We start from the raw sequence: 13,457 nt of genomic DNA, 5'->3' as shown, positions 1-13,457 counted from the left end.
CCCGCCCCCTTGAACTTCCGGCCCTGAACTCGCGGGCCTCAACAGCGAGTTGCCCCCCCCTCTCCCCCCTTTTTTACCGCCGCGGCACCGCCCGCTCGGTGCCTACTCCCTGGAGCCTGTCGTGAAGAGATCTGCTGTGGCCGTCGCGATGGCCTCGGGCCTGCTGCTCGGCGCACTGCCGGCGGGCCTGGTGCCCCTGGTCGGGGTGGCCCCGGCGGCCGCCGACGAGGTCCCGGTGGACCCGGCGCTGGAGACCGGGACCGCGGGCGGCGGCACGGTCCGGGTGAACGTGGTGACCCAGACCCGCTCCGACGTGGCCACGGCCGCCACGGCGGGGGAGACGGAGGTGGCGTACGACCGGCTGCCGATGGTCACCCTCACGGTGAACCAGGCGGGACTCTCCGAACTCCGCTCCAACCCGGACGTGGTGAGCGTGACGGAGGACGTCCCGGTCGCCCCGATGCTGGACGAGTCGACGGTCCGGATCGGCGCGGACAAGGCCTTCGCCGCCGGTGCCACCGGGGCGGGCACGGCGGTCGCGGTGATCGACACCGGTGTCGCGAAGAACCACCCCTTCCTGGGCGGCCGGGTGACGGCCGAGGCGTGCTTCTCGGTGAACGACGAGAGTTACGGCGCGACCAGCCTCTGCCCGAACGGCGAGGCGTCCCAGGAGGGCGCCGGCAGCGCCGACGCCGACGCGGGCAGCTGCGCGGAACTGGGCGCGGCCTGCTCGCACGGCACCCACGTGGCGGGCATAGCCGCCGGCGACGGGACCGGCCTGAGCGGCGCCCCCAAGCGCGGCGTGGCCCCGGGCGCGAACATCGTGGCGATGCAGGTGTTCTCCCGCTTCGACTCCGACGACTACTGCGGCGCGGGCAACAGCCCCTGCGTGCTGAGCTTCACCAGCTCGCAGATCAAGGCGCTGGAGAAGGTGTACGCGCTGAAGCAGTCCGGCATGGACATCATCGCGGCCAACATGTCGCTGGGCGCGGGCCGTTGGACCACGGCCTGCGACACCGACCCCCGCAAGTCCGTGATCGACAGCCTGTACTCGGTGGGCGTGGCGACCGTCGTCGCCGCCGGCAACAACGGGTACGGCGACGCGGTCAACGCCCCCGGCTGCGTCCCGTCGGCGGTGACGGTCGGCGCGACGACCGACGACGACCAGGTGGCCTCGTTCAGCAACCGCGGCCCGCTGCTGGACGTGATGGCCCCCGGCACGTCCGTGGTGTCCTCGGTCCCGGGCGGCGGCTACGCGGCGAAGAACGGCACCTCGATGGCGGCCCCGCACGTGACGGGCGCCCTGGCGCTCCTGCGCCAGAAGTACCCGACGGAGACCCTCGCGAACCTGGTGGCGAAGCTGGGCACCACCGGCACGCCGATCACGTACACCGGGGCCGTCACCCCCCGGATCGACGTCGGCAAGGCCGTCGTCGGCACGGTCGCCCCGGAGCCGGAGCCGGCCGCCCGGCCGCGTCCCTCCCAGGTCTTCGACGACACCGACCGGACCATCCCGGACCCGGGCACCCTGGAGGCCCCGCTGACCGTCACCGGGGTTCCGGGCAACGCGCCCAAGGCGCTCCGGGTCGAGCTGGAGGGCCGCCACGACTGGCGCGGCGACCTCAAGATCGACCTGGTGGCCCCCGACGGGCGGCTGTACCGCCTGAAGTCCACCTCCGCCACGGAGACGGGCGGCGCGCTCGGCGGCTTCACCGTCGACGCCTCCGCCTCCCCCGCCTCCGGCACCTGGAAGCTGCAGATCACGGACGCCTCCGCCGGCGGCAAGGGCACCCTCCTCGGCTGGTCGCTGAACTTCCCCACCCCCTTCGCCATGACCGGCAACCTCAGCGTCCCGGACGGCGGGTCGGTCACCTCCGACCTCACGGTGGACGGCATCGGCGGCAAGGCCCCGGCCGCCCTCCAGGTCGCGGTGGACATCACCCACGAGTGGCGCGGCGACGTCCGGATCGACCTGCTCTCCCCCGACGGCCGGACCTACCCGCTGCGTTCGACCTCCACCGCCGCCACCGAGAACGGCGGGGTGCTCCGCGAGACGTACCGGGTGGACGCCTCCGCCTCCCCGGCCGACGGCAAGTGGACGCTGAAGGTCTCCGACCCGTCCCCCGGCTCCGTCGGCACCCTCAACGCCTGGTCGATGACGTTCCCCTCGTACGAGGTGCAGACCCCGCACGCGGTCCCGGACCCGGGCACCATCGAGGTCCCGGTCACCGTCACCGGCATCGCGGGCAACGCGCCGAAGAACCTCCAGGTGTACCTGCACGCCACCCACACCTGGCGCGGTGACCTCGACGTCCACCTGATCGCCCCGGACGGCAAGGTCTACCTCGTCAAGGAGTCCGTGGAGGAGGAGGGCAACGGCGTGATCCAGCAGGTCTACACGGTGGACGCCTCCGCCTCCCCGGCGAGCGGGGTGTGGAAGCTCCGGGTCGAGGACATCTCGGCCGGCTCCTCCGGGACGCTCGACCACTGGACCCTGAAGTTCTGACCGGTCCCGACCGGACCTGACCCGGCCACTCCGCACCACTCCCGCATGCGCGGCCCCCGGCTTCCCCGCTGGGGGCCGCGCCTTTTCCGCAGGTCGGAGGGGCGAGGAAGGGGACGGATAACGGACCGATAAGGACTCGAAGTCCCGTTCTCCTAATGTCTGCCGATGTCAGAGCGAGTCGCCCGGGGAACGGACCGGCAAGGGGCCGGAGTCCGGTGGGCGAGGGTGAGAGGACGTGGGGACATGGGGAACGGGCATCTCGTCAAGGCGGTCATGACGGTCGCGGCGATCGTCACGGGTGTCGTCCTGGCCGCGGGCACCGCGGTGGCCGGCGGGGCGACGGTGACGGCCGCCGCCGGCGGGACGACGGCCGTCGTCCAGACCGAGCCCTGGGACTGAACGACCGCCCGGGTCAGACCTCCTGCGGGAGCACCGCGCCCGGTGCCCGCGCCTCCTCGAGTTCGACCCGGAGCAGGTGCAGGCGGCCCATGAGGACGGTGCTGCCGGTCTCCTCGGCCAGGGCGAGGGCGGCGGTGAGGTCCTCGTCGGCCCGGTCGGCGCGGCCGGCCCGCAGGCGGGCCTCGGCCAGCCCCAGCAGGACGTAGGCCATGCCCAGCCGGTCGCGCTTGGCGCGGACGATTCCGGCCGCCTCGGTCAGGGCCTCCTCCGCCTCCGGCAGCCGCCCGGCCGCCAGCAGGGCCCGCCCCAGCCGGTGGAAGGCCTGGGCCGCGCCCCGGGTCGCGCCCAGCCCCCGGGCCAGCGCGACCGCCTCCCGGCCGAGGCGTACGGCCTCCTCCAGGTCCCCCGCGTCCAGGGCGATCTGGGCGAGGTTGTTGAGCGCGTGGGCCTGCGCAGAGAGGTCCCCGGCGGCCCGCAGCGCGGGCAGCGCCCCGTCCAGGAGCGCGCGTGCCGCGCCCGCGTCGCCCCGCTGGCGGACCACGACGGCCAGCTTGCAGGCGTTCAGCGCGGCCCCGTAGACCTCGCCGCCGGCCCGCAGTACGCCGTCCGCCTCCTCCAGGAGCCGGACCGAGGCCTCCGACTCGCCCCGGTAGAGCAGGGCGGCGCCCAGCTCGCCGAGCATCACGCCCTCGCCCTGCCGGTCCCCGGCGGCCCGGGAGGCCGCCAGGCCCTCCTCGCAGAGGCGGCGCCAGTCGTCGGTGTTGCTGCGGATCTCGCAGAAGCCGACGGTGGAGGCGGCCAGGTCCCAGGCGAGCGCGGCGAGTCCCAGCCGGGCGGACTGGGTGACGGCCGCCACCAGGCAGTGGCGTTCGGAGTCGAACCAGTCCAGCGGGCGGGCCAGCAGGTCGTCCAAGAGGTCCCGGTCGACGTGCGGACGGGGGGCCGGGCCGTGCACCACGGAGTGGTCACCGCCGTACTCGCGGCGGTGGGCGGCCTCGGCGACGGTCAACCAGCTGTGCAGGGCCCGGTCCCGGGCCGCCTCTGCGGCCGGGCGGTCGGGGTCCTCCTGAGCGCGTTCGCGCGCGTAGAGGCGGAGCAGGCTCTGGAAGCGGTAGCGGTACTGGCCGGTGGCGTCCGGGCCGGAGACCTCCAGGAGGTGGGCGTCGGTGAGTTCGTCCAGGTACTGCTCGGCCGTCTCCACCGGGCAGTCCAGGAGGGCGGCGACGGCCCAGGCCGGCACGTCGGGGACGTCCAGCAGGGAGAGTCGCCGGTACACGGAGGCGAGGCGCGGCGACAGGCAGCCGTGGCTCAGCTCGAAGCTGGCCCGGACCCTGCTCCCGCCGAGGCTGAGCTCGTCCAGGCGGCGGTGCTCGTCGGCGAGCCGGTCGGCGAGGCGACGCACGGTCCAATGCGGGCGGGTGGCCAGCCGGGCGGCAGCGATGCAGAGGGCGAGCGGCAGCCCGTCGCAGAGTTCGGCCAGCCGCGCCGTCTGCGCGCGGGAGGCGGCGGTACGGCCGCCGGTGACGATCCGGTCGAGCAGGGCGGTGGAGTCGGCCCGGTCCAGCACCCCGAGCGGCACCCGGACGGCGCCGTGCCGCAGCACCAGCTCCTCCATGCTCTCCCGGCTGGTGACGACGACACAGCAGCCGCCGTTGGCCGGCAGCAGCGGGGCGACCTGCGCGAACGAGGAGGCGTCGTCCAGGACGACGAGGACCCGGCGGCCTCGCAGCAGCCTGCGGTAGAGCGAGATCCGGGACGCCTCGTCGTCGGGCAGCCGTTCGCCGGGCGCGCCGAGCGAGCGCAGGAGGCGGCCCAGGACCTCGCCGGGGGCGGCCGGGGCGGAGCCCAGGTCCACGTGGAGGCAGCCGTCCGGGAAGGAGGCGGCGGCACGGTGCGACCAGTGCACGGCCAGCGCGGTCTTGCCGATCCCGGCCACCCCGGTGACCAGGGCGACCCGGGGCGGCTCGCCGTCGGGGCGGCCGTCGAGCAGGGCGTCGAGAACCTCGATCTCGGCGGTGCGGCCGGTGAAGGAGGGGATGTTCGGGGGAAGGTCGGACGGGGCGAGGGGCGGGGCGGGCAGGGCGGGGCCGCGGTCGACGGGGGCGGAGGCCTCGCCCGGGGAGTCCGCGGGCGAGGTCTCCGGCTGGCCCGCCGACTCCTCGGCCGTGACGTGTGCGACGGGCACGGCAGGTGCGACAGGTGCGACAGGTGCGACAGGCTCGGGGACGGTCGGCGGGGCCGCGATGGCCGGGTCCTCGCAGAGGACCGCGTGGTGCAGCTCCCGCAGTGCGGTGCCGGGTTCGAGCCCCAGCTCGTCGATGCTCAGCTGGTGCCCGACGCGGAAGGTCTCCAGGGCGTCGGCGCGGCGGCCGGAGCGGTACTGGGCGAGCATCAGCGAGTGCCGGGTGCGCTCCCGCAGCGGGTGCTCCCTGACCAGGGCGGCCAGTTCGGCGGTGAGCTCCTGGTGGCGGCCCAGGGCGAGCCGCAGTTCGGCGTGGCCGTCCAGCGCGGTCAGCCGCTGCTCCTCCAGCCAGCAGGCCTCCTGCTCCAGCGCGTAACCGGTCAGGCCGTCCAGGGCGGGGCCCCGCCACAGGGCGAGGGCCAGGCGGTAGGCGTCGGCGGCCTCCGCCGAGCGGCCGGAGCCCGCCAGCGCGGAGGCGTGCCCGGTCAGCGAGAGGAAGTCGACGAGGTCGAGTCCGTGGCCCTCGGTGTCGAGCCGGTACCCGGGGTGGGAGGTGGCGATGACCTCGCCGTCGACGCCCGCCTCCCGGAACAGCTTGCGCAGCTGGGCGACGCAGATGGAGATCTGGGTCCGGGCGGTGGGCGGCGGCGAACCGTCCCAGACGGTCTCCGCGAGCTCGTCCACCGAGACCGTGCGGCCGTGCCGCAGCAGGAGCAGGGCCAGCACCGCACGCTGACGGCCGCCGCCGAGCCGGATCTCCCGGTCCTCGCAGGTCAGCCGGAGTGCCCCGAGCAGACCGAACCGTATCGACGCCAACCCGGGCCCCCCTCCCTGAAAGTTGTCATGATCATAATGTGTGGAACACGAGTTCGACAGGGGGAACGGGCCCCGTCCGAGCGGGCGGCCCGGACCGCCGATAAGCGGCCGATACCGAGAGGATGAGCCGTCCGCCTACGGTCGCTCCCCATGACGCCCTTCCTGGAGACAGCACTGCTCGGACCGGTCCGCGTCCGGGCCGCGTCGGGGGGCGCGGAGAACGCCCTGGGCGGCGCGAAGCCCCGCACGGTCCTCGCCGCACTGCTGCTCGCCGAGGGACGGGTCGTCCCGGACGGCCGCCTGATCCGCGCCCTGTGGGGCGAGCGCCCCCCGGCCCGCTCCGTCGCCCAGCTGCACACCTACGCCTCCCGGCTGCGCGCCCCGCTCGACGGGGCCGCCCGGCTGGAGCGGGTGGGACGCGGCTACCGCCTGTCGGCCGTCCCGGGGCAACTGGTCTGCGACCACCACCTGTTCGCGGAGCGCACCGCGCTCGGGGGCACGCTGCTGCGACAGGGGGACGCGCGACGGGCCGCCGCCGTCCTGCGTTCGGCGCTCGACCTCTGGCAGGGCGAGGCCCTGGCCGACACCACCGAGCAGCTGGCCCAGGAGGAACGCCCCTGGCTGGAGGAGGCCCGGCTGACCGCCCTGGAGGACCGGGCCGAGGCGGAGCTCGCCACCGGGCTGCCGCACGGGCTCGTCGCCGAACTGACGGGACTGGTGGTCCGGTACCCGCTGCGGGAGCGGTTCCGCTGCCTGCTGATGACCGCCCAGTGCCGTGCGGGCCAGCCCGCGGCGGCGCTGCTCCAGTTCCACTCCGGCCGGGAACTGCTCGCCGACCGGCTGGGCGTCGACCCCGGCCCCCTGCTCACCCGCACCTTCCAGCAGGTCCTGGCGGGTGAACTCGCCGCCTGAAGCCGCCTGAAGCGGCCTGAAGCGCGCCGTCCGCGGTCCTCAGGCGGGAAGCACGGCAAGCGCGGCCGGGACGTCCGGCACGTGAGCGGGGTCTTCCAGTGCCGCCAGGACGGCGTCCACGGCCTCGTACGTCCACTCCGGGCGGCTCTCCCCGCCCGCCCGCCACAGCCAGAGGAGGGCGGCCCCGGCGTAGCAGAGCGCGTAGCGGGCGGCGAGGCGGCCGGCGGCGGGGTCTTCGGGGAGGTCCCCGTGCTCGGCCAGCTCCCAGTGCAGCCGGTCGGCGGCCTCGGCGAGCCGGTCCGCCCGGGAGGCCATCGCGCTCCCCTCCGACTCCCGGCTCAGCGCGGGCAGGGACTGCACCAGGGCGCAGCCGCGCCCGTCGTCCGCCCCGGCGGCCGGGCCCGGGGCGGCCGTCTCGCCGGGAAGTCCGGCCGCCGCGCGGAACAGGGCCCCGCCGTCGGTCCGTTCGCCCGCGAAACCGCGCACCAGCTGCGGAATCCGCTCCAGGAGGGCTGCGGGCGGCCCCTGGAGCACCGCGGAGGTCACCGCGGTCTGGCCGGGCAGCAGCCGTAAGGTGCCCTCGGCGTAGTCGAGTACGGCGTCCCGTACCGTCCCCATGCTCGCTCCTCCCACCGGTCCCCGGGGTGCGGGGTCGAAGGACCAACGTCGCGGAGGAGGCTGCACGGGTTCTGTATTTTCTCCGCACCCACTGCCTTCTCCGACGCCACCGGCATCTACAAGCCGACGGCAGGGACGGTGACGGACCTTGCCGTTGCGCAGCCGGCGCGGAACGGGTCCTGGGCACGCTCCGGGTCCCGCCCCTTGCAGATGTGGATGGTCGAATCGGTCAGGTGGCGATCTTCTCGTACGCGGCGAGGAGGGCCGACGGGGCCGGGGCCTCCAGGACCGTGGGGGCGGCGGGGGCCGTGAGGATGACGAAGCGGAGCATGTCGCCCCGGGACTTCTTGTCCAGGCGCATCGTGTCCAGGAGCTTCGGCCACGGGGCGCCCCGGTAGGTGAGGGGGAGGCCCACCGACTCCAGGAGGGTGCGGTGGCGGGCGGTGGTCGTGGCGTCGAGGTGGCCCGTGAGGTGGGACAGTTCGGCGGCGAAGACCATGCCGACGGAGACGGCCGCGCCGTGCCGCCAGCGGTAGTGCTCGTTCTTCTCGATGGCGTGGGCGAGGGTGTGGCCGTAGTTGAGGATCTCCCGGCGGCCCTTCTCCTTGAGGTCGGAGGAGACGACGCCGGCCTTGACCCGGATGGACCGCTCGATCAGTTCGGCGGTGTGCGGGCCGGCGGGGGTGCGGGCCGCGGCCGGGTCCGCCTCGATCAGGTCGAGGATGACCGGGTCCGCGATGAACCCCGCCTTGATGATCTCGGCGAGCCCGCCCGCGTACTCGTGCGCCGGCAGCGACTCCAGGACGGCGAGGTCGCACAGGACGCCCGCGGGCGGGTGGAAGGCGCCGACGAGGTTCTTGCCCTCGGCCGTGTTGATGCCGGTCTTGCCGCCGACCGCCGCGTCCACCATGGCCAGCGTGGTCGTGGGCACCGCGATCCAGCGCACCCCGCGCAGCCACGTCGCGGCGACGAAGCCCGCGAGGTCCGTGGTGGCGCCGCCGCCCACGCCCACGATCACGTCCGTGCGGGTGAAGCGGGCCCGGCCCAGTGCCTTCCAGCAGTCCGCGGCGACCTCGGCGGTCTTCGCGTCCTCCGCGTCCGGCAGCCGGATCGCGAGCACTTCGTACCCCTGGGCGGTCAGATCGGCCCGGAGCGCCTCGGCCGTGGCGGCCAGCGCCTCCGGGTGCAGCACGGCCACCCGCCTGGCCTCCTGCCCGATCAGCTCCGGTACCTCGCTGAGCAGTTGGCGGCCCATCAGCACCTCGTACGGATCGGTGCCGGGCGACCCGCCGACCCGGATGCGTGCCGTCACGAGACCGGCGACTGCCATGGGGACTCCGTTCTCCGGGAGTTGGGGGGACAGGAGTCAGTCGTGCTGCCTGCGCGGCAGCTTCAGGGCCGCCAGCGCGCTGACCAGCGCCCCGACCGTGACGAGGACGGCGGTCACGAAGACGGCGTGCGCCGAGGAGTCGGCCGCCCCGCCGTCGGCCGAGCTCAGGTACACGCTGCCGTACGTCGCCACGCCGAGCACCTGCGCGACCTGCGCGGTCGTGGTCATCACGCCGCTGGCGTCCGCCGCGTCGGCGGGCTTCACCTGGGCCAGGGCCACCGTGAGCAGCGGGCTCGTGATGTAGCCCATGCCGATGCCGACCACCAGCTGGAGGGCCGGGAGCGCGATGCCTCCGTGCCCGCCCGAGCGCATGTCGAAGCCGATGCCGAGGTACCCGAGGGCGGCGACCACGCACGCGGTGGCGATCATCGCCCGGTGGAAGCGCTCGGGCACCTTCTGCCAGGTGAGGCTGCCGGTGGCGACGCCGATCGCGAGCGGCGCGAACGTCAGGCCGGTCCGGGTCGCGGACTCGCCGAGCCCCGACTGCATGTACTGCGAGAAGGCGAACAGGAAGCCCGCGTACCCCGCCATCGCGAAGAAGTTCGCGGACGCGCCGGACACCAGGCCGGGCGTCTTGAGGACCCGCGCCGGCACCAGCGGCGCGCCGCCGCGGCGCGCGACCGCGCGCTCGACGAGGGCGAAGAGGACGAACGCGGGGACCGAGGCGACGAGGGAGATCTTCATCCACAGCGGCCAGTCCTGCTCGTGGCCCATCACCAGCGGCACGACGAGCAGCAGGAGCGCGGCGGTCAGCGTGACGAGGCCGGGGAGGTCGAGGCCCTTGGGCTTCGGGGGCTTGCCCTGCGGGAGCAGCCGGAGTCCGGCGATCACCAGGACCACGCCCACCGGCACGTTGATCAGGAACACCGGCCGCCAGCCGGCGCCGAACAGGTCCGCGCTGACGAGGAAGCCGCCGGCGACCTGGCCGACCACGACGCCGAGCCCGATGACGGCCGCGTACAGGCTCAGCGCCCTGCCCCGGGCGGCGCCTTCGAAGCGCAGCTGGATCATGCTGTAGATCTGCGGCATCATCATCGCCGCGCCGACGCCCTGCACGACGCGCGCGCCGATCAGCGTCGCCGCGTTCGGCGCGAGGCCGCAGGCGAGCGAGGCCGCCGTGAAGGTGACGAGGCCGAAGAGGAACATCGCCCGGAAGCCGTTGCGGGCGCCGAGGCGGGCCCCGGTGACCAGGAGCGTGGCGTACGCGATCGTGTAGCTGGAGACGATCAGCTGGAGCGCCGAGCCGGTGGTGCCGAGGTCGGTACGGATGGTCGGTGTGGCGACGTTCACGATGGTCGAGTCGAGCAGGGCCATGAAGACCGCGCCCAGCATCACGACCAGCATGCGGTTGTTCTGGCGGTTCCGCTCGGCGTCGTCCGGGGCGGGCTGTGGGGTGGCTGCGAGGCGGGCCTCGACGGGCCGGCTCTGTGTCGACTCACTCATGAGGCCGATGATCCTGGTACTGATATTCGGGTACCAGATATCCAGTTATCCCGGTACTGGGGGTATCTGGCTACGGAACGAAGCCGTCCGGCACACTGGGGTGGTGACGCCCGCCTCGCCCATCGACCCCGCCTCCGACTCCGGTTCCGCAGGCGGCGAGGCCGCCCGGCGGCGCTCCGAGCTGGGCGCGTTCCTCCGGCTCCGCCGCGAGCGCATCGACCCGGAGGACGTCGGCCTCTCCCGGGGCACCCGCCGCCGGACGCCCGGCCTGCGCCGCGAGGAGGTCGCGCAGCTCTCCGGCATCGGGGTCGCCTGGTACACCTGGCTCGAACAGGGCCGGCGGATCAACCCCAGCGTCCAGGTGCTCGACGCGATCGCCCGGACGCTGCGCCTCGACCGGACCGAGCGCGACCACCTCTACCGCCTGGCGGACGTCCCCGGCGTGCCGCTGGACGTGTCGGCGCGGGCGCCGCAGCCGCCGGAGCACCAGACCATCCTGGACGCCCTCACCCCGCTTCCGGCGAGCATCGTGACCGCGCGCTACGACGTGCTCGCCTTCAACGACGCGTACGCGGCCCTCGATCCGGGCCTCGCGCTGCTGCCGCCGCCGGACCGCAACGTGCTCCGGCACCTGTTCACCTCCGACGAGCACCTGCAGCCGCTCGTCGAGTGGGAGCGCGAGGTCTCGTTCATGGTCGCCCAGCTGCGGGCCGAGTCGGGCCGCCACCTGGGCGACCCGCACTGGACCGAGTTCATCCGGCAGCTCTCCGAACGCAGTACGCGCTTCGCCGAGATGTGGGCCCGGCACGAGGTCGCCTCGTCGGTCACCCGGCGCAAGTCCTTCTGGACCGTCGACGGCGACCAGCTCAGCGTGATCGCGACCGGGTGCGTCATGACGTCCGCCCCCGACACCAAGATGTGGATCTACACGCCCGACGGCGAGGAGACCGAGCGCCTGCTCGGCGAACTCGTCGACCGGTACCGGGAGTCGGGCCCGGCGGGGCTGTTGGAGCAGGGTGCGCGGACCGGTCGCGGCCGCCGGTCCGCGCACTGAGGCGGGGCCCTTCAGCCCCGTACCGACTTCTCCCGCCGGCCGGGGAACTCCGCGCCCGTCAGCATCAGCAGCGGGGCCGACTTGACCGCCGTCTCCTCGAACTCCGCCTCCGCGTCCGACAGGGCGACGATCGCCCCGCCGACCCCGTAGCGCACGCGCCCCGGCGTGAGCACCGCCGTGCGGATGGCGACGCTCAGGTCCGCCGCGCCGGAGAGCGAGAAGTAGCCGATGGCACCGGAGTAGACCCCGCGCGGGCCGGCCTCCAGGCGGTCGATGATCTGCATGGTGCGGATCTTCGGAGCGCCCGTCATCGAACCGGCGGGGAACGCGGCCCGTACGCAGTCCACCGCGCTGCGGTCCGGGCGCAGCCGGGCCCGTACCGTGCTCACGAGCTGGTGCACGGTCGCGTACGACTCGACGTCGAAGAGGTTCCTGACCTCGACCGAGCCGAGCTCGGCGTGCCGCCCGAGGTCGTTGCGGACCAGGTCGACGATCATCAGGTTCTCCGCGCGGTCCTTCTCGTCGGACCGCAGGCCCGCGACGATCGCCGCGTCCGCCTCCGGTGTCGCGCCGCGCGGCCGGGTCCCCTTGATCGGCTTGGACTCGGCGAGGCCGTCCGCGTCCACCCGCAGGAACCGCTCGGGCGAGGTGCTGAGCACCGACAGCCGGCCGAAGCGCAGCAGGGCGGCGTACGGGGCGGGGCTGAAGCGGCGCAGCGCGCGGTACGCGTCCCAGGGGTCGAGGTCCAGGTCGGCCTCGGCCCGGTTCGTGAGGCAGACCTCGTACGTCTCCCCCGCGGCGATCTCCTCGTGGCAGGAGTCGATCAGCCGCAGGTAGGCGTCGCGGTCGTGCCGCAGCCGGATCCCGGAGACGGAGGAGGGCGCGGGCGGGTCGACGGCGGGGAGGCCCGCGATCGACTCCAGTGCCCGTCGTGCGGTACGCAGCCAGGCGCGGGCCTCGGTCTCGTCGCCGTCCTCGGCCAGGGCCAGCAGGTGGCTGGTGCCCGTGGCGTGGTCGAGGACGAGGGCGCGGTCGGCGAAGACCATGACGGCGTCGGCGTCCTCGGCCTGGTGGGCCGCGTCGGCGCCGCACTGGGCCTTCAGCTCGTATCCGAGGTAGCCGACCCAGCCGAGGGCGAAGCCGAAGGGGACGTCGGGGAGTTCGGTGCGGAGGGAGCGGAGGTCGCGGTCGAGCCAGTCGAGGAAGCCGCCCGTGATGATCTCCGAGCCGGTGGCCGAGCGCACGGTGACGGTGTGGCTCCACACGTCGGCCTTGGCCACCCGGGCGAGCGGGCCCGAGGCGTCGCCCATGACGGAGAAGCGGCCCGCGTCGGCGTCGGGCCGGCTGCTGTCCAGCCAGAAGGCGTGCTCGCTGCCGCCGTAGAGCCGGTGGTACGCGGCCTCGTCGGCCCAGTCGGTGGGCAGTTGCTCCGTCAGCACCCGCAGGCGCCGCGGCTCCTCCACCGGCGCCTCCACCGGTGCCTCCGTGCGGGCGACGGCGGGCGACGGCGCGCCCACGGTCACGGCCCTGCCCCGGGCGGCGTGCCACTCGCGGGTCGCCTCGGTGAAGTTGGCGAGGAGGTCGTGGCCGTGCCGGGTGAGTATCGACTCGGGGTGGAACTGCAGCCCCCAGATCGGCCGGTCGCGGTGCCGGAGCCCCATGAGGACACCGTCCGCCGTCCACGCGACGGCCTCCAGTTCCTCCGGCAGGTCCGTCACGGTCAGGGAGTGGTAGCGCACCACCTCGAACGGCGAGGGGATGCCCCGGAACAGGCCGGTGCCGTCGTGGAACACCGGCGAGGTGCGGCCGTGGCGCGGTTCCGGGGCGCGGGCGACGGTTCCGCCGTGGAGCAGTGCCACGCCCTGATGTCCGAGACAGACACCGAGCAGCGGAATGTCCGCGCTTTCGACAATCTCCTTGCAGATTCCGAAGTCGGCCGCTCTGGAGGGGTTTCCGGGGCCGGGAGAAAGCACGACATTGTCGAATTCGGCGAGCCGTGAGCTGTCCCATGTGGGGTCGTCGTTGCGGATGACCACGGGCTCGACTCCACTCACCTCGGCGAGGTAGTGGTGGAGGTTGAACGTGAAGGAGTCGTAATTGTCTATGAGGAGAGTTCGCACGGGTTCTTTCGCAACTC

At 74.0% G+C, this 13,457-nt stretch carries 9 protein-coding genes; 4 read left to right on the top strand and 5 right to left on the bottom strand.

The window, feature by feature from the left end:
• Positions 1–121 precede the first annotated feature (121 nt).
• Both GGE06_RS01485 and GGE06_RS01480 read left to right on the top strand, forming a co-directional pair.
• Positions 122–2,506 carry a proprotein convertase P-domain-containing protein gene (locus GGE06_RS01485; protein WP_312882996.1) on the top strand — a complete coding sequence of 795 codons (2,385 nt, stop codon included), beginning with the start codon at positions 122–124 and terminating at the stop codon, positions 2,504–2,506.
• A 243-nt stretch (positions 2,507–2,749) separates the two neighbouring features.
• Complete coding sequence (locus tag GGE06_RS01480) at positions 2,750–2,905, top strand: hypothetical protein (RefSeq protein ID WP_181924629.1); 156 nt, start codon at positions 2,750–2,752, stop codon at positions 2,903–2,905.
• Positions 2,906–2,918: 13 nt separating this feature from the next.
• On the opposite strand, the gene GGE06_RS01475 is transcribed toward GGE06_RS01480, so the two are convergent.
• A complete protein-coding gene (locus tag GGE06_RS01475; RefSeq protein WP_184929854.1) occupies positions 2,919–5,903 on the bottom strand; it encodes an AfsR/SARP family transcriptional regulator in 2,985 nt (994 codons plus the stop codon).
• 150 nt (positions 5,904–6,053) lie between these two features.
• Here GGE06_RS01475 and GGE06_RS01470 point away from each other — a divergent pair, with 150 nt between their 5' ends.
• Positions 6,054–6,815 carry an AfsR/SARP family transcriptional regulator gene (locus GGE06_RS01470; protein WP_246532286.1) on the top strand — a complete coding sequence of 254 codons (762 nt, stop codon included), beginning with the start codon at positions 6,054–6,056 and terminating at the stop codon, positions 6,813–6,815.
• Positions 6,816–6,854: 39 nt separating this feature from the next.
• Here the strand turns inward: GGE06_RS01470 and GGE06_RS01465 are convergent, their stop codons facing one another.
• From GGE06_RS01465 to GGE06_RS01455, 3 genes are all read right to left on the bottom strand, one after another.
• Positions 6,855–7,433 (bottom strand): hypothetical protein, encoded by a 579-nt coding sequence (locus tag GGE06_RS01465; protein WP_184929853.1) that lies wholly within the window; start codon positions 7,431–7,433, stop codon positions 6,855–6,857.
• A gap of 229 nt (positions 7,434–7,662) precedes the next feature.
• A complete protein-coding gene (aroB, locus tag GGE06_RS01460) occupies positions 7,663–8,763 on the bottom strand; it encodes a 3-dehydroquinate synthase (protein WP_116160925.1) in 1,101 nt (366 codons plus the stop codon).
• Positions 8,764–8,799: 36 nt separating this feature from the next.
• Positions 8,800–10,266: an MFS transporter gene (locus GGE06_RS01455; RefSeq protein ID WP_184929852.1), complete on the bottom strand. Its 1,467-nt coding sequence runs from the start codon at positions 10,264–10,266 to the stop codon at positions 8,800–8,802.
• A 103-nt stretch (positions 10,267–10,369) separates the two neighbouring features.
• Between GGE06_RS01455 and GGE06_RS01450 the strand changes: the two genes are divergently transcribed.
• On the top strand, positions 10,370–11,320 hold the full coding sequence (locus GGE06_RS01450; RefSeq protein WP_312882995.1) for a helix-turn-helix transcriptional regulator: 951 nt from the start codon (positions 10,370–10,372) through the stop codon (positions 11,318–11,320).
• 11 nt (positions 11,321–11,331) lie between these two features.
• Here GGE06_RS01450 and pabB read toward each other — a convergent pair whose 3' ends face one another.
• Positions 11,332–13,440: an aminodeoxychorismate synthase component I gene (gene pabB / locus GGE06_RS01445; protein ID WP_184929850.1), complete on the bottom strand. Its 2,109-nt coding sequence runs from the start codon at positions 13,438–13,440 to the stop codon at positions 11,332–11,334.
• Positions 13,441–13,457: the final 17 nt, after the last annotated feature.

The sequence above is a fragment of the Streptomyces nymphaeiformis genome, assembly GCF_014203895.1.
Taxonomy (GTDB): domain Bacteria; phylum Actinomycetota; class Actinomycetes; order Streptomycetales; family Streptomycetaceae; genus Streptomyces; species Streptomyces nymphaeiformis.
This window is presented reverse-complemented; position numbering and strand designations above follow the sequence as displayed.

Bases quoted from the DNA above. Each gene is read 5' to 3' on its own strand.
- GGE06_RS01480 (WP_181924629.1), top strand. From the start codon at position 2,750: ATGGGGAACGGGCATCTCGTCAAGGCGGTCATGACGGTCGCGGCGATC.
- GGE06_RS01470 (WP_246532286.1), top strand. From the start codon at position 6,054: ATGACGCCCTTCCTGGAGACAGCACTGCTCGGACCGGTCCGCGTCCGG.
- GGE06_RS01465 (WP_184929853.1), bottom strand. From the start codon at position 7,433: ATGGGGACGGTACGGGACGCCGTACTCGACTACGCCGAGGGCACCTTA.
- aroB (WP_116160925.1), bottom strand. From the start codon at position 8,763: ATGGCAGTCGCCGGTCTCGTGACGGCACGCATCCGGGTCGGCGGGTCG.
- GGE06_RS01455 (WP_184929852.1), bottom strand. From the start codon at position 10,266: ATGAGTGAGTCGACACAGAGCCGGCCCGTCGAGGCCCGCCTCGCAGCC.